At 43.2% G+C, this 14,576-nt stretch carries 17 protein-coding genes; 13 read left to right on the forward strand and 4 right to left on the reverse strand.

Translation table 11 applies throughout. From position 1 onward, the window contains the following. Positions 1 to 33: 33 nt before the first annotated feature. A complete protein-coding gene (locus IPL34_RS06240) occupies positions 34 to 1,407 on the reverse strand; it encodes an L-serine ammonia-lyase (protein ID WP_296839282.1) in 1,374 nt (457 codons plus the stop codon). Positions 1,408 to 1,635: 228 nt separating this feature from the next. On the opposite strand from IPL34_RS06240, the gene IPL34_RS06245 reads away from it, so the two are divergent. Further along, positions 1,636 to 1,893 carry a type II toxin-antitoxin system Phd/YefM family antitoxin gene (locus IPL34_RS06245; RefSeq protein WP_296839285.1) on the forward strand — a complete coding sequence of 86 codons (258 nt, stop codon included), beginning with the start codon at positions 1,636 to 1,638 and terminating at the stop codon, positions 1,891 to 1,893. Position 1,894: 1 nt separating this feature from the next. After that, positions 1,895 to 2,305: a type II toxin-antitoxin system VapC family toxin gene (locus IPL34_RS06250; RefSeq protein WP_296839287.1), complete on the forward strand. Its 411-nt coding sequence runs from the start codon at positions 1,895 to 1,897 to the stop codon at positions 2,303 to 2,305. A gap of 41 nt (positions 2,306 to 2,346) precedes the next feature. Here IPL34_RS06250 and IPL34_RS06255 read toward each other — a convergent pair whose 3' ends face one another. After that, positions 2,347 to 2,535, reverse strand: coding sequence for a DUF2283 domain-containing protein (locus IPL34_RS06255; protein ID WP_296843042.1), 189 nt, complete (start codon positions 2,533 to 2,535; stop codon positions 2,347 to 2,349). A 74-nt stretch (positions 2,536 to 2,609) separates the two neighbouring features. Further along, complete coding sequence (locus IPL34_RS06260; protein WP_296839290.1) at positions 2,610 to 3,443, reverse strand: hypothetical protein; 834 nt, start codon at positions 3,441 to 3,443, stop codon at positions 2,610 to 2,612. 194 nt (positions 3,444 to 3,637) lie between these two features. Here IPL34_RS06260 and yegQ point away from each other — a divergent pair, with 194 nt between their 5' ends. Together yegQ and nudK are read left to right on the forward strand one after the other, a co-directional pair. Then, positions 3,638 to 4,993, forward strand: a complete 1,356-nt coding sequence (gene yegQ / locus IPL34_RS06265) for a tRNA 5-hydroxyuridine modification protein YegQ (RefSeq protein WP_296839292.1) — start codon at positions 3,638 to 3,640, stop codon at positions 4,991 to 4,993. Between the two features lie 82 nt (positions 4,994 to 5,075). Next, on the forward strand, positions 5,076 to 5,657 hold the full coding sequence (gene nudK, locus IPL34_RS06270) for a GDP-mannose pyrophosphatase NudK (protein WP_296839294.1): 582 nt from the start codon (positions 5,076 to 5,078) through the stop codon (positions 5,655 to 5,657). A 66-nt stretch (positions 5,658 to 5,723) separates the two neighbouring features. Here the strand turns inward: nudK and argH are convergent, their stop codons facing one another. After that, positions 5,724 to 7,130 carry an argininosuccinate lyase gene (gene argH / locus IPL34_RS06275; RefSeq protein ID WP_296839296.1) on the reverse strand — a complete coding sequence of 469 codons (1,407 nt, stop codon included), beginning with the start codon at positions 7,128 to 7,130 and terminating at the stop codon, positions 5,724 to 5,726. A gap of 261 nt (positions 7,131 to 7,391) precedes the next feature. Here argH and IPL34_RS06280 point away from each other — a divergent pair, with 261 nt between their 5' ends. From IPL34_RS06280 to atpG, 9 genes are all read left to right on the forward strand, one after another. After that, positions 7,392 to 8,432 carry a histidine kinase gene (locus IPL34_RS06280; protein WP_296839299.1) on the forward strand — a complete coding sequence of 347 codons (1,041 nt, stop codon included), beginning with the start codon at positions 7,392 to 7,394 and terminating at the stop codon, positions 8,430 to 8,432. A gap of 16 nt (positions 8,433 to 8,448) precedes the next feature. Then, positions 8,449 to 9,192, forward strand: a complete 744-nt coding sequence (locus IPL34_RS06285) for a LytTR family DNA-binding domain-containing protein (RefSeq protein ID WP_296839302.1) — start codon at positions 8,449 to 8,451, stop codon at positions 9,190 to 9,192. Positions 9,193 to 9,426: 234 nt separating this feature from the next. Continuing rightward, positions 9,427 to 9,792: an ATP synthase subunit I gene (locus IPL34_RS06290; RefSeq protein WP_296839305.1), complete on the forward strand. Its 366-nt coding sequence runs from the start codon at positions 9,427 to 9,429 to the stop codon at positions 9,790 to 9,792. Between the two features lie 39 nt (positions 9,793 to 9,831). Then, on the forward strand, positions 9,832 to 10,707 hold the full coding sequence (gene atpB / locus IPL34_RS06295) for a F0F1 ATP synthase subunit A (RefSeq protein ID WP_296839308.1): 876 nt from the start codon (positions 9,832 to 9,834) through the stop codon (positions 10,705 to 10,707). A 61-nt stretch (positions 10,708 to 10,768) separates the two neighbouring features. Next, complete coding sequence (gene atpE, locus IPL34_RS06300) at positions 10,769 to 11,056, forward strand: F0F1 ATP synthase subunit C (RefSeq protein WP_296839312.1); 288 nt, start codon at positions 10,769 to 10,771, stop codon at positions 11,054 to 11,056. Between the two features lie 44 nt (positions 11,057 to 11,100). Continuing rightward, positions 11,101 to 11,571 (forward strand): F0F1 ATP synthase subunit B, encoded by a 471-nt coding sequence (locus tag IPL34_RS06305; RefSeq protein ID WP_296839314.1) that lies wholly within the window; start codon positions 11,101 to 11,103, stop codon positions 11,569 to 11,571. Between the two features lie 10 nt (positions 11,572 to 11,581). Continuing rightward, the gene (locus IPL34_RS06310; RefSeq protein WP_296839317.1) at positions 11,582 to 12,118 is read left to right on the forward strand and encodes a F0F1 ATP synthase subunit delta; all 537 of its coding nucleotides are present in this window, start codon (positions 11,582 to 11,584) and stop codon (positions 12,116 to 12,118) included. Between the two features lie 13 nt (positions 12,119 to 12,131). Further along, positions 12,132 to 13,676, forward strand: coding sequence for a F0F1 ATP synthase subunit alpha (gene atpA / locus IPL34_RS06315; RefSeq protein ID WP_366931093.1), 1,545 nt, complete (start codon positions 12,132 to 12,134; stop codon positions 13,674 to 13,676). A 15-nt stretch (positions 13,677 to 13,691) separates the two neighbouring features. Further along, positions 13,692 to 14,546 (forward strand): F0F1 ATP synthase subunit gamma, encoded by an 855-nt coding sequence (gene atpG, locus IPL34_RS06320; protein ID WP_296839322.1) that lies wholly within the window; start codon positions 13,692 to 13,694, stop codon positions 14,544 to 14,546. Positions 14,547 to 14,576 lie beyond the last annotated feature (30 nt).

Raw genomic sequence — 14,576 nt, forward strand, 5'->3', positions numbered from 1 at the left:
GCACGATTTGCGCTAAGTACTAGGGACAAGTAATCAACATTCAATCACATTTACCGCTAAGCCACCGCGTGCCGTTTCCTTATATTTAGTTTTCATATCCGCTCCGGTGTCACGCATAGTTTTAATCACTTTATCGAGTGAGACAAAATGACTACCATCACCACGTAATGCCATGCGTGCGGCATTAATCGCTTTCACCGCGCCCATCGCATTACGTTCAATACAAGGTACTTGCACTAAACCACCAATCGGGTCACAGGTAAGCCCCAGATTATGCTCCATACCGATTTCAGCCGCATTTTCGACTTGGGCGGGAGTGCCTCCCAATACCTCAGTTAAAGCGCCCGCAGCCATTGAGCAAGCGGCTCCCACCTCGCCCTGACAACCTACTTCTGCACCGGAAATCGAGGCATTTTCCTTGTATAAAATGGCAATCGCGCCTGCGGTGAGTAGAAAACGCATCACGCCTTCCTCATTCGCGCCGTGAATAAATTTGGTGTAATAGTGCAATACGGCGGGAATGACACCTGCTGCTCCATTGGTCGGCGCTGTTACCACACGTCCGCCAGCGGCATTTTCCTCATTCACGGCTAGTGCAAATAGATTGACCCAATCCATAGTCCCTAAGGGAGCGTTATGTAAGTTGGTATCGAGTTGCAGTTGGCGATAGAGCAAGGGAGCGCGGCGTTTGACCTTTAAGCCGCCGGGGAGAATACCCTCGGTATGACAACCTGTATGAACACACTCCTGCATTACTGCCCAAATTTTGAGTAGTTCGGCACGAGTTACAGCCTCATCACGCCAGCTTTTTTCATTAGCCAACATCAAGGAGCTGATACATAAACCTGTGTCATGGCAGAGCTTGAGTAGTTCGCGTCCGGTTTTAAACGGGTAGGGGAGTACGGTTTGATCCTCAACAATGCGCTCTACACCCTGTGCGTCGGGATTCACCACAAAGCCGCCACCGACCGAGTAATAGGTGTTGGTTTTGAGCAGGGTTTCATCAGCATAGGCATAAAAAATCATCCCATTGGCATGATAGGGTAGGGCTTGGCGCTTAAATAAAATCAGGTCGGTGTCCGTATTAAAGGCTATGGGTTGGCGTTGCAGGAGTTTGAGCGTGTGAGTGGTTTGAATCATAGCGACGCGTTGGGCTAGGGTTTTGGTGTCGATGGTGGCGGGATCATCGCCTTCTAAGCCCATGAGTACTGCTTTATCCGAGCCGTGTCCTTTGCCTGTTGCGCCGAGGGAGCCATAGAGTTCGACTTTGATACGGATGGTTTGAGTAAGTAAGCCTTCACGCTCTAAGCCCTGAGCAAACCATAAAGCGGCTCGCATCGGGCCTACGGTATGGGAGCTGGACGGTCCAACACCGATTTTAAAAATATCCAGTACACTGATAGCCATAAGTACTCCTGAACGTTTTGAGGTAGGGGTAAACCTATGTGTTTACCCTCTTTATAGGTGTGTAGAGTACCTGCGGATAAGAGGGTAAATACGTAGGTTTACCCCTACAAGGATACTGCGTTGGATTAATGAGTACGAATTCACTATAAAAGCGATTGGGTTTGAGTTGTTATTTCAGATATTCAATACTAGACTGGTCAGATAACCAGTCATTAGAGGGTTTTTAGGATGCAAACATGGGCAGTACAAGACGCGAAGGCGCGGTTTAGTGAGTTTTTGGATGCGTGTTTGGCACAAGGACCGCAAATGGTGAGTCGACGGGGTACTGAGGCAGCGGTACTGGTTCCCGTAGAATTGTGGCGACGTTTGCAAATTACGTCTAAGCCTTCATTGAAGGACTTATTATTATCCGATAAAGGTCGCGGTGATTTGGTATTGCCACCACGCGGACAGGCACGTCGTCGACCCGTTCAAGAGGTTTTGTAAAATGTATCTTTTGGATACTAATGTAGTTTCTGAATTACGCAGAAAAAAACCTCATGGGGCTGTTTTGGCATGGCTGGAGTCAGTCGATGATAAGGATTTGTATTTGTCAACGGTGACATTGGCTGAAATTCAGGCGGGTATCGAGTTGACTCGTGACCAAAACCCTGAAAGAGCGGAGGAGTTAGAGGAATGGTTGGATGCGGTAGCAGCGACTTATAATATTTTGGTATTGGATGGTGTGGCTTTTAGGGCATGGGCAAGGCTGATGCATAAAAAATCAGATACCTTATATGAGGATGCGATGATTGCAGCCATTGCCCAAGTACATAAACTGACAGTAGTTACTAGAAATGTAACGGATTTTGAGTCTTTTGATGTCAAGTTATTCAATCCGTTTGAATATAAGGGGTAATTTTGACGTGAACCCCTTATATTGTTTAAACGCTTGTAAAGTTAGGCTGCGGCTTTCATAGGAATAATGGGGTATAGCCCTTTTTCTTTGGCTTCTAGTATAACAATTTGCACAATGTTGTTGTCTTTGTCGTAGCTAATATTGATATTCCAGCCTTGCGAAACTTCTCGAACAATAGGGTTGTTGCTAAAGCGCTGTACTAGAATATCATCATCTTCGTAGTATTTAATGTTCGCCGTTTAAAAAATTTTTAGTGAATATCATAAATTTAACAATCAACCAAAATTGATAGAGCGGCTGTTTATCAAGCAAGAACTATATTTACGTTAAACCTTTTGCCATTAATTTCTTGTGTAGAGGAAAGTTTTTCAAAAGCTTCTGCATCTCTTAGGTCAGCAGAGTTATATATTAAGTAAATTAAACTCTTTAGTGGAGACCATTGAGCATATAAAACTAAATCTTGTGAATATTCCTCAAACAGACGCTTTTGATCTTCGGGCTTAGATACATACTTAATTTCAATAAGTACCCCTAGCTCCTCTATTGATATATCTACTCTACTAGACTTTGCTCCAGCAACTTTGGGTAATGTATCCTCCTGAACCGAATATTTTAAATAACCTCTAAGCAAAGCATGTAATAAATCTTGGACATCATATTCATCAGAAATTGTATAACCCGACTTTCCTACGCGAGAGCGTATTGCTAAAACACGCGCTGCTTGTGGAAGTCTTTTGCAAAGTTGCTCGATTAACTTTATATCTGGCTCAAGATTTGCTTCTTGTACCCCTGAGAATAATAGATCATATGTATAATCTGTTCCTTTATCTACGGGTAGCAAACTACGATTTGTAACATAGTCTCCTATGCCTTGTTCTGCCATGCGTTGATTATGGGATTCGACATAAAACAAGCGATTGTATTCAGTATGACTTATTTTAATAGACTCAACGGCGTCACTAGAGCGAATTAACCTGCCTGATATGGTAAATGTTTTTCCCAACTTCCATGGATTAATGATTTTTTGTTCTAATTCTTGAAAGGTAAGATCATTAACAATGGAGTATTCTTGTTGATTAACAAACTTTACAGCACAGTGCCAAAATTTTTCAGGAAATAATATAGAGTTAGTGGTCATAGTAGGAGTATTTACTCAAATAGTTAGCCTACTAACTATACTATCTCCTTACTAAAGATCACAGTAAGTTTTATTTGTTTTATTAGAAAGCACCTTACTGATTATTTATTCTGGTCACCCCCCCCCATCCCTAGTACAATCCCCCTTCACATTTTTTAACACCTCTCGATCTGCAATCGGGTTTAGGAGTCACCATGAAAAAGCCAGAATTACTCGCGCCTGCGGGTAGTCTCAAAATGATGCGCTATGCGCTCGCCTACGGAGCCGATGCGGTCTACGCCGGACAGCCGCGCTATAGCCTTCGAGTACGCAATAATGATTTCCAAAACGACGTACTCGCGCAGGGCATTAACGAAGCGCACGCAATGGGCAAACAGTTTTTCGTCGCCGCGAATACCATGCCGCACAATAGTAAAGTCAAAACCTTCATTCGTGACCTCGAACCTGTAGTCCAAATGAAACCGGATGCCTTTATTATGGCCGATCCGGGGCTAATTATGATGGCACGCGAAACATGGCCAGATTTAACGATTCATTTATCGGTACAAATGAATACGGTTAATTATGCCAGCGTGAAGTTTTGGCAAAAAATGGGAGTAAAACGCATTATATTATCGCGTGAATTATCTCTGGATGAAATTGCTGAAATTCGCCAAGAGTGTCCTGAAATGGAATTAGAAGTATTTGTGCACGGTGCACTCTGTATTGCTTATTCTGGGCGTTGTTTATTGTCTGGTTATTTTAATCACCGCGATCCCAATCAAGGAACTTGTACTAACTCCTGCCGTTGGGATTATAAAACGACGGCGGCGGCTGAAACCCCCGATGGTACTTATGTCCCTACTGAAGCCATTTTATCTATGGATGCCTTTAATCAAATGGCGAGTACTGCCGATTGTGGTAATCAACAACGTCATCCATTAGCCGACCGCGTGTATTTCTTGGAAGAGGCGAATCGTCCGGGCGAGTTAATGCCTGTTATGGAGGATGAGCACGGTACTTATATTATGAACTCCAAGGATTTACGTGCCGTCGAGCATGTGCAGCGTTTATGCGAAATTGGCGTGGATAGTTTAAAAATCGAAGGGCGCACTAAATCACATTATTATGCCGCCCGTACTGCTCAAGCTTATCGTCAAGCGATTGATGATGCCGCTGAGGGTCGTCCATTTGATCCTAAGTTATTAGGGATTCTAGAGAATCTAGCTAATCGCGGTTATACCGATGGGTTTTATGAGCGTCACCATACGCATGAATATCAAAATTATATTCACGGTTCGTCACAAAGCCATCAGCAGCAATTTGTAGGTGAAATGCTGTCTTATGATGCAGCAAGTGGCTGGATGGATGTAGAGGTGAAAAACCGTTTTGGCGTGGGTGATCGTTTAGAATTAATTATTCCCGATGCACAAAATCGTGAAATTACCGTGGAAGCACTACGTAATAAACGCAATGAACCGATTGAGGTAGCCCCCGGCAGTGGTCATCATGTACGCATTCCTGTGCCCGATTTAAAAGCTGATAAAGTATTAATTAGTCGGTTTTTATAATCGCCATTTTTGAAATCGGTAGGTAACTAAGGGTTTTATACTGACTCTTAGTTACCTCTCTTATTGCTTAACAAGGATAATTATGAATCAGCGCGTTAAAATCCACAGTTTCGAGGTGCTCTCAGATAATTGGTATATCTTGCGCAAAGCCACATTTGACTATTTACGCAATAATGGTGAATGGCAAACCCAAACCCGTGAAGTTTATGACCGAGGTAATGGGGCGACGATTTTACTGTATAACCTTGAACAACAAACGGTGATTTTAACGCGTCAATTTCGTTTTCCTACTTATATTAATGGTTTGGCGGATGGTTTATTAATTGAGACCGCAGCGGGATTATTAGATCAGGCTAGCCCTGAAGAGCGGATTCGGCTGGAGGCAGAAGAGGAAACGGGTTACACAGTACAAACGATTCAGAAAGTGTTTGAAGCCTATATGAGTCCGGGGTCAGTTACTGAAAAGCTGTATTTTTATATAGCCGAATATCAGTCCAAAGATAAGCTTACTACAGGCGGTGGTATTGAAAGTGAAGGGGAAGATATTGAAGTGCTTGAGTTACCGTTTCAGCAGGCTATGCAGATGATTACGACGGGTGAGATTCAAGATGGTAAAACGATTATGCTCTTACAGCATGCAGCTTTAACGGTCTTTAAGTGTTGAGTTGTAGGGTGGGGGGGCACGGTTTGTGAGTATTAGGGTAGACACTTAGGTCTACCCCTACAGCTACTATTGATTAATCAAGGTCTTAGCCAGCGCAATTTGTTTGCGTACTTGCTCAGGGGCAGTACCCCCCAAATGATTACGAGCGGCTACTGAACCTTCTAGTGTCAGTACCGCAAAGACATCTTCACTAATTATCTCTGAAAAGCTTTGTAACTCTTGCAGGCTCATTTCGCTTAAATCACGTCCGGTTTGTACCCCTAGACCTACCGCTTTACCGACCACTTCGTGTGCATCGCGGAAGGGTAAACCTTTACGTACCAAATAATCGGCTAAATCGGTTGCGGTTGAAAAGCCCTGCATTGCCGCTTTACGCATTTTCTCCGGTTTGGTTTGTACATGTGGCATCATATCGCCAAAAGCACGTAAGCAACCGAGCACGGTATCGACCGTATCAAACAGCGGCTCTTTGTCCTCTTGATTATCTTTATTATAAGCCAGTGGTTGCCCTTTCATTAATGTGAGTAGCCCCATTAAGTGACCAAACACACGCCCACTTTTACCACGCACTAACTCAGGTACATCGGGATTTTTTTTCTGCGGCATGATGGAAGAACCCGTGCAAAACCGATCCGGCAAGCGAATAAAATCAAATTGGGCTGAGGTCCAAAGAATTAATTCTTCGGAAAAACGGGATAGGTGCATCAAGAGCAGTGAAGCAAATCCGGCAAATTCAATCGCAAAATCCCGATCACTGACCGCATCTAGTGAATTACGTGCAGGGCGTTCAAAGCCTAATAACTCAGCCGTGTAATCACGTTCAATAGGGTAGGTCGTACCTGCCAGTGCAGCCGCACCCAAAGGCATAATATTGACGCGCTTACGACAATCTAATAAGCGCTCATAGTCACGTTGCAGCATTTCAAACCATGCCAGCATATGATGACCAAAGGTAATCGGCTGCGCGACTTGTAGATGGGTAAAGCCCGGCAGAATCGTATCGGCTTCGCGCTCAGCCACACTCACTAAGCCCGTTTGTAGGCGGCGAATTTCATGGGCAATGTGATCGATCTGATCTCGCAGCCATAAACGAATATCAGTAGCCACCTGATCATTACGCGAGCGCCCCGTATGTAAACGTTTGCCTGCAATGCCAATGCGGTCGGTTAAGCGTGCCTCAACGTTCATATGTATATCTTCTAAGGACACTTTCCAATCAAAGTTGCCTGCTTCAATGTCAGCTTCGATTTGGTTAAGACCGTTTAGAATCGCTTCTACATCGGTGGAGTTTAAAAGACCTACTTTACCCAGCATACGGGCGTGGGCGCGTGAACCAGCAATATCATGTTTGTAAAGACGCTGATCGAATTGAATGGAAGCAGTAAATTGCTCCACAAAGGCGTCGGTGGATTCGGTAAAACGACCACCCCAAGATTGATTTTTGCTCTCACTATTAGACTGTGAAGTACTCAACGGTTAACCCTCGTTTGCATTAAGTTGGGAGTATTTTAAACAAATTTATGCCATAAATACTAAAAAAGTTGCGTTATATAATGGCATCGTGTAAGAATCAATTAAATGCTTTTATAATTGAGCAGTAATTAATATAATAAATAATTAAGCAGCTCGGTTGTGTAGTTCACACCATAAAAAATAACAATAACGTTTAACTGAACTAAACTATCATTCAAACACTCTAGATTTTCTGGGTTTGATAGGTAATGAGCTAAAACAATGTCACAATCCCATACAAATACTTTAGGTTATATGCCTAATATCTGTTCACCACAAGCGCTTTTACGTTCAGTAATTGCTGCGTTGATATTGGGTTCGATATTAGCTATATCAGTAGCCTCTGATTTAAAACAATTACCTTGGCTTTTAGGGTCACATACGTTATTTACTGCGTGGGTAGTGTTAATAGGTGTCTTTGCCATATGCTTAATAAGTCGCCTAGTGGAAAATGCTTCTAGCCAAAAAACCACCATTATTGTGATGAGTGTGAGTGTTATTCTGACTATTATTGCCTCTTTTATTGGCATGGCGGTGATTAAAACAGCAGGTCAGGAAGGCTTTATTTTTGATGGTTTGTTTTTATTTAAAAATATTTTAATTAGTGTAGTAGTGACAGCGGTTTTATTACGTTATTTCTTTATTCAAAAACGTTGGCAGCAAACGGTAGAAGCCGATACCTCAGCTAAGTATGATGCACTACAATCAAGGATGAGACCGCATTTTTTATTTAATAGTTTAAATACGGTGGCTCATTTAGTACATAAAGATCCTAATCGTGCTGAGGAGGCGATTTTAGATCTTGCCGATATTATGCGCACCACTCTAGATAAGCGTACAAGAATTACTTTACAAGAAGAAATTGATTTAACCATGCGCTATTTAAGAATGGAAAGTCTACGTTTAGGTAAGCGCCGATTAACGGTTTTGTGGGATATGGATAAGAATACCTTGCCGTTTAACATGAATATTTTACCTTTGATCTTACAGCCTGTTGTTGAAAACGCCATTTATCATGGAATACAACCTCGTAAAGACGGCGGAACCCTAAGTATTGGGTTATATGATGCTGGTGACCATTTAAAAGTTTCGGTAACGAATCCTTTACCACCTTCTGATGCTAACCCCCATCAAAAGGGTAATCATATTGCCCAAGAAAATATGAAAAATCGTTTGAAACTAGCCTATGGAGAACGCGCTAATCTGCTAATTATAAAAACAGATCAGCAATATCGTGTCAGTTTCTCCATACCAAAAGAGTAAAGAAGAGAGAGTATCAATGGCTATCAAAGTTTTAGTTGTAGATGATGAAGAATATGCCCGCGAAAGAATTTTGGGCCTATTGAATAAAACCTCAGATTATGAAGTTTGTGCTGAAGCCGAAAACGGGGCTGAGGCTATTTCCTTGGTCGAGAGACTTCAACCGGAGATTGTGTTAATGGACATTTCAATGCCCGGCATGGACGGGCTTGAAGCGGCTCGTTATCTGTCTACGTTGGAGAATCCGCCCGCCGTCATATTTACCACAGCGTATGGTGAATATGCCTTAGAAGCATTTTCAACAAAAGCAACAGGTTATCTCATGAAACCAATAAGACAAGAACAATTATTACAAAGTCTGGAACAAGCCCGTTCGCTAAACCGTGTACAACGCTTAGAAATGTTGGAGCAACGTGAGGGCGTTAAGTCTAATCGTCGCCATATTTGTGCACGCATGAGGGGTAATTTAGAGTTAATTCCTATTGAGGATGTTGTCTACTTCCAAGCCGATCAGAAGTATGTGACAGTGCGCCATAACAAAGGTGTGGTGATTATTGAGGAGTCGTTAAAGTCACTAGAAAATGATTTAGCGGATCGTTTTATTCGTATTCACCGTAATGCTTTAGTGGCTAAAAGCTGTATTACGGGTCTAACCAAGTCAGATATGGGGCGCACTCAGGTGACTCTAGATCGCATTACTGATCAGTTAGAGGTTAGTCGGCGTCATTTGGCGGAAGTACGGCGTTTTGTGCGCGGTCGTTAGTGAGTTTTAAGCTCTAGAACCTCGTCTGACAGTTAAAAGCCCAAGGAGCAAACCTTGGGCTTTTTTTATGCTTCTCAATTGTAACGTTCCAATTCATAGTGTCGGTTTCTCTCTCTCCTAGGTTTCATAGAATATTCACTTAGCTCTATGGTTTGTGGTTGACCGTATATTCGACTGTCTCTATACTCCAAGGTCAATTTTGGAAGGCACATCCCCATATAGCGCGGTGGGTTAATGAATAGGTTATTTTATATCCAAGTTGTGTTAGTACTCTTGGGTGTTGTTATAGTTTGGGTTACGTTAGGTGAGAATGCTATCACCGCTACGTTATATGGAGGAGCAGTTGCATTAGTCAACACAGCATTGCTTTCTCTACGGATGAATAAAAAGAGTGAATTAACACCATCCGATCCTCACACCACAGTTATATTACTTTATGTTAGTGCCGTTGGCCGTTTTGTGCTGGTATTAGTGGCTCTATCAATCGGTTTAGGTGTGTTAAAGCTAGCACCCCAACCCTTGTTAGGTATGTTCATTGCTGCACAATTGGCTTATTACCTTGCGGCTTTAGGTTCACGTAAACAGATTGAACCAACATGAAGTCTACAGATTTTATTAACTTTATTTACGGGGTGAATTGTGAGCGAAGCAAATGCGCCAGCAATTTCTAATCCTGTTGAGTATATCCAACACCATCTGACCAATTGGAGTATTGGCACTGAGCACGGTGAAGCAGTCAAAATTATTGACTTCAGTGTGTTCCATGTTGACGTATTCTTATTCAGCGTGTTACTCGCAGGTTTATTTGCATATATAGCATGGAAAGTCGGTAAGAATTTAAGTGCTGACACGCCATCAGGTACGCAAAATGTCATTGAGACCGTGGTTGAATTTGTCAATCAACAGATTCAAGATATTTTCCCTAATGCAGATCGCTTAGTAGGGCCGTTAGCACTTACTATTTTTGTCTGGGTGTTCTTAATGAATGCGATGGATCTACTTCCTGTAGACTTAATTCCTGCCTTATGGAGTGGTCTCTACGGGTTATTTGGTGGTGATCCTCATCATGCTTATATTAAAGTAGTGCCTACTACTAATCTTGACACTACCTTCGCTTTAGCCTTAACCGTATTTGCATTAATCATTTATTACAATATCAAGAGTAAGGGTCTAGTAGGTTATTTAACTTCCTTCTTCTTTCATCCTTTCTCTGCCAAAAACATAGTAGTGAAGATTATTCTTGCCCCGATTAATTTCCTCATGACACTCATCGAAGAAGTCGCTAAGCCCGTAAGTCTTGGTCTACGGCTATTCGGTAATATGTTTGCAGGCGAGTTATTATTCTTATTAATTGCTTTATTAGCCTTCTCAGTGTGGGCTATGCCAGCACAAATTGTTTTAGGTTCATTATGGGCGATTTTCCATATTCTAGTTATTACCCTACAAGCATTCATTTTCATGCTGTTGACCGTAGTATATCTAGGATTGGCTAGCCAACATGGTGAGCATCATTAAATAACTGAATTTTGGTTCAATTTTTACTTTTTAACTTTTAATTTTCTCTGGAGATTCCACGATGGATGCACAAAGTATTGCAATGATCTATTCCTACACAGCTATAGGTGTGGGTATTATTCTGGCGGCTGCGGGTTTAGGTTCTGCATTAGGTTGGGGTTTAATCTGCTCTAAGTTCTTAGAAGGTATCGCTCGTCAACCTGAAATGCGTGCTCAATTAACCGGTCAAATGCTATTCACTGGCGGTTTGATGGAAGCGTTCCCGATGATCGTTCTCGGTATTTCTATGTGGTTCATTTTTGCTAACCCCTTCATCGGTGCAGCAAAAGCGGCCTTAGGTGCTGGTTAATACTCCCGATTGTTAAACGTTGTTAGTAACACTCGGAGGTTAACATGAATGTAACACTAACGCTGATCGGTCAAGTGATCGTATTCTCGATCCTGATTTGGTTCATCAAGGGTGTACTATGGGAACCGATGCTTAAAGTGCTTAATGACCGTAAGCAGCGTATTGCTGATGGTCTAGCCGCCGCTGAAAAGGGTAAGCACGAAGAAGAGTTGGCTCGCCAAAAAGCACTCGAAGAACTGAAGAAAGCCAAAGTTGAAGCTGCAGAAATTATTGCTCAAGCACAACGTCGTGCTGGTGAGATTGTAGATGAAGCTAAAAACGCTGCTTTAGATGAAGCAGGTCGTGTGAAGCAAGCAGCTCAATCTGAAATCGAGCAAGAAGTTTCGCGTGCACGTGAAGGTTTGCGTGCTCAGGTAGCTCAATTGGCTGTAGCAGGCGCTGAGAAAATTCTTGGCAAAGAAATCGATGCTGCTGCACATGCAAAAGCACTGGATGAATTAGCCGCACAAATTTAGGTGGTGAACAATGTCTGAATTGACAACCGCTGCACGTCCTTACGCAAAAGCTGTGTTCGAGATGGCACAAGAATCAGGCAACCTCGCGGGTTGGTCTGAGCAACTTGCTGCTTTAGCACAGGTAATCAGTACTGAGGATTCAGCGGCGCTGCTGAATAATCCACGCCTTTCTCAAGACCAAAAGATTCAAGTTTTAACCGAAGTACTCGGTTCAACTGTGAAAGATGATGGCAGTAATTTGCTTAAGGTTTTGGGTGAAAACAATCGCTTTGTGTTAGTGCCTGAAATTTCTCGTTTATATGAGGAATTAAAAGCACAAGCAGAGGGAGCGATTGAGGCTGAATTAACATCTGCTATGGAATTAACAGCAGATCAGCAAAACGCCATTGCTGCGGCGCTCCAGAAGCGTTTGGGACGTGAAGTCAAACTGGTCGCTAAAGTAGATCCCTCACTGATGGCGGGTGCTGTCGTGCGAGCAGGTGATTTAGTGATAGATGGTTCGATTCAAAGTCGTCTGAATGAATTGAAGGCGGCGTTGAGCCGATAATTGAGGAATTAGCATTATGCAACTAAACCCAACTGAAATCAGCGATCTGATCAAGAAGCGTATTGCAAGCTTCGACGCCAGCGCTGAAGCACGTACAGAGGGTACTGTTGTTTCCGTTATGGACGGTATCGTCCGCATCCACGGTCTTGGCGATGTTATGTCCGGTGAGATGATTGAGTTTTCTAACGGAACCTTCGGTTTAGCGCTCAACCTTGAGCGTGACTCTGTGGGTGCGGTTGTTCTAGGTGATTACAAAGGTATCACCGAGGGCAACACTGTAAAATGTACTGGTCGTATTTTAGAAGTACCTGTTGGACGTGGCTTATTAGGTCGCGTAGTCAACGCTCTGGGTACGCCTATTGATGGTAAAGGTGCGGTTGAAAACGACGGTTATGCTCCAGTAGAGCGTATTGCCCCCGGCGTTATCGATCGTAAATCAGTTGATCAACCGCTAGAAACCGGTATCAAAGCACTCGATGCGATGGTTCCAGTCGGTCGTGGTCAACGGGAATTAATCATCGGTGACCGCCAAACGGGTAAAACAGCGGTAGCTATCGATGCGATCCTGAACCAAAAAGGCAAAGATGTTAAATGTATCTACGTTGCAGTAGGTCAAAAAGCATCTTCTGTGGCTGGTGTAGTACGCAAACTCGAAGAGCACGGTGCAATGGAGTATACCATTGTAGTCGCTGCTAATGCTGCTGACCCAGCGTCCATGCAGTTCTTGGCTCCCTATGCGGGCTGCGCTATGGGCGAGTACTTCCGTGATCGCGGCGAAGATGCGTTAATCGTATACGATGACTTAACCAAGCAAGCTTGGGCGTATCGTCAAGTATCACTATTACTACGCCGTCCTCCCGGACGTGAAGCTTACCCCGGTGACGTATTCTATTTACACTCACGTCTATTAGAGCGTGCTTCACGCGTTAATGCTGAGTATGTAGAGCGTTATACCAATGGTGCAGTAACCGGTAAAACGGGTTCTTTAACCGCTCTGCCTATTATCGAGACTCAAGAGGGTGACGTTTCGGCCTTCGTTCCGACTAACGTTATCTCTATTACCGACGGTCAAATCTTCTTAGAAACCGATCTTTTCAACTCTGGTATTCGTCCTGCGATTAACGCGGGTCTGTCAGTATCACGGGTAGGTGGATCTGCACAAACTAAGATCATCAAAAAGCTCGGTGGTGGTGTACGTCTTGACCTTGCACAATATCGTGAATTAGCGGCATTCTCTCAGTTTGCTTCTGATTTAGATGAGTCTACTCGTAAGCAATTACAACGCGGTCAACGTGTTACTGAGCTTATGAAACAGCCTCAATACTCTCCAATGTCAACTGCTGAAATCGGTTTTGCTCTGTTTGCAGCAAACAATGGTTTTATAGACGATGTTGAAGTAACTAAAGTCGTTGATTTCCAAGCGGCATTATTAAGCTACTTACGTTCAGAGCAATCTGAGCTATTAGCAAAAATCAATAATGGCGGTAAGTTTGACGACGACATCGCAGCAGCGATGACTCAGGCTTTAAAAACGTTCAAATCCAAAAACACCTGGTAATGGGAGGTAAGTCCCATGGCAGGCGCTAAGGAAATTAAGACTCAGATCAAGAGTATTAAGAACACTAAGAAGATCACTAAAGCAATGGAGATGGTGGCAGCCTCCAAAATGCGCCGTGCGCAAGAGCGTATGATTGCTACCCGCCCTTATGCAGAGAAAATGCGTCAGGTCGTCAGTCACATTGCCAATGGTCAATTAGAGTATCGTCACCCTTTTACCCAAGAGCGTGATGTGAAGCGTGTAGGCTATATTATTATTTCTACGGATCGTGGCTTGTGCGGTGGTTTGAATGTGAACTTATTCAAAACCGCTTTACAAGATATTGCTAAGTGGAAGCAACAAAACGTTGAAGTGGATCTTGCTGTCTTTGGTACTAAAGCAGCCAATGCCTTTCGTCGTTATGGCTTAGTCGCTGAAAAAACTCACTTAGGTGACGCTCCTCAATTGGCTGATTTAATCGGTACGATTAAGGTGATGCTTGATGCTTATGAAGAGGGTCGTATTGATCGTCTCTATTTGGCTGAGAACGAATTCGTTAACAGCATGACCCAAAAGCCTAAAGTAACTCAACTGATACCTTTGGTAGCGGCTGAAGAAAAGGATATTAAGTATCACTGGGATTACCTCTATGAGCCAGACGCTAAAGAAGTAATTGATTTAGTGATGCAACGTTATATCGAGTCTCTCATCTATCAAGGTGTGGTTGAAAACGTGGCCTCTGAAATGGCGTCGCGGATGGTAGCAATGAAAAGTGCTTCTGATAATGCCGGTAATCTCATTCATGAGTTACAACTGGTGTATAACAAAGCACGTCAAGCTGCGATTACGCAAGAGATTTCAGAAATTGTCGCGGGTGCGGCAGCGGTATAAGCTGTTTGGAAAGTAAAATTTAAGAGGTAC

This window comes from Thiofilum sp., assembly GCF_016711335.1.
Lineage (GTDB): Bacteria > Pseudomonadota > Gammaproteobacteria > Thiotrichales > Thiotrichaceae > Thiofilum.

Bases quoted from the DNA above. Each gene is read 5' to 3' on its own strand.
- IPL34_RS06240 (WP_296839282.1), bottom strand. From the start codon at position 1,407: ATGGCTATCAGTGTACTGGATATTTTTAAAATCGGTGTTGGACCGTCC.
- IPL34_RS06245 (WP_296839285.1), top strand. From the start codon at position 1,636: ATGCAAACATGGGCAGTACAAGACGCGAAGGCGCGGTTTAGTGAGTTT.
- IPL34_RS06250 (WP_296839287.1), top strand. From the start codon at position 1,895: ATGTATCTTTTGGATACTAATGTAGTTTCTGAATTACGCAGAAAAAAA.
- IPL34_RS06260 (WP_296839290.1), bottom strand. From the start codon at position 3,443: ATGACCACTAACTCTATATTATTTCCTGAAAAATTTTGGCACTGTGCT.
- yegQ (WP_296839292.1), top strand. From the start codon at position 3,638: ATGAAAAAGCCAGAATTACTCGCGCCTGCGGGTAGTCTCAAAATGATG.
- nudK (WP_296839294.1), top strand. From the start codon at position 5,076: ATGAATCAGCGCGTTAAAATCCACAGTTTCGAGGTGCTCTCAGATAAT.
- IPL34_RS06280 (WP_296839299.1), top strand. From the start codon at position 7,392: ATGTCACAATCCCATACAAATACTTTAGGTTATATGCCTAATATCTGT.
- IPL34_RS06285 (WP_296839302.1), top strand. From the start codon at position 8,449: ATGGCTATCAAAGTTTTAGTTGTAGATGATGAAGAATATGCCCGCGAA.
- IPL34_RS06290 (WP_296839305.1), top strand. From the start codon at position 9,427: ATGAATAGGTTATTTTATATCCAAGTTGTGTTAGTACTCTTGGGTGTT.
- atpE (WP_296839312.1), top strand. From the start codon at position 10,769: ATGGATGCACAAAGTATTGCAATGATCTATTCCTACACAGCTATAGGT.
- IPL34_RS06305 (WP_296839314.1), top strand. From the start codon at position 11,101: ATGAATGTAACACTAACGCTGATCGGTCAAGTGATCGTATTCTCGATC.
- IPL34_RS06310 (WP_296839317.1), top strand. From the start codon at position 11,582: ATGTCTGAATTGACAACCGCTGCACGTCCTTACGCAAAAGCTGTGTTC.
- atpG (WP_296839322.1), top strand. From the start codon at position 13,692: ATGGCAGGCGCTAAGGAAATTAAGACTCAGATCAAGAGTATTAAGAAC.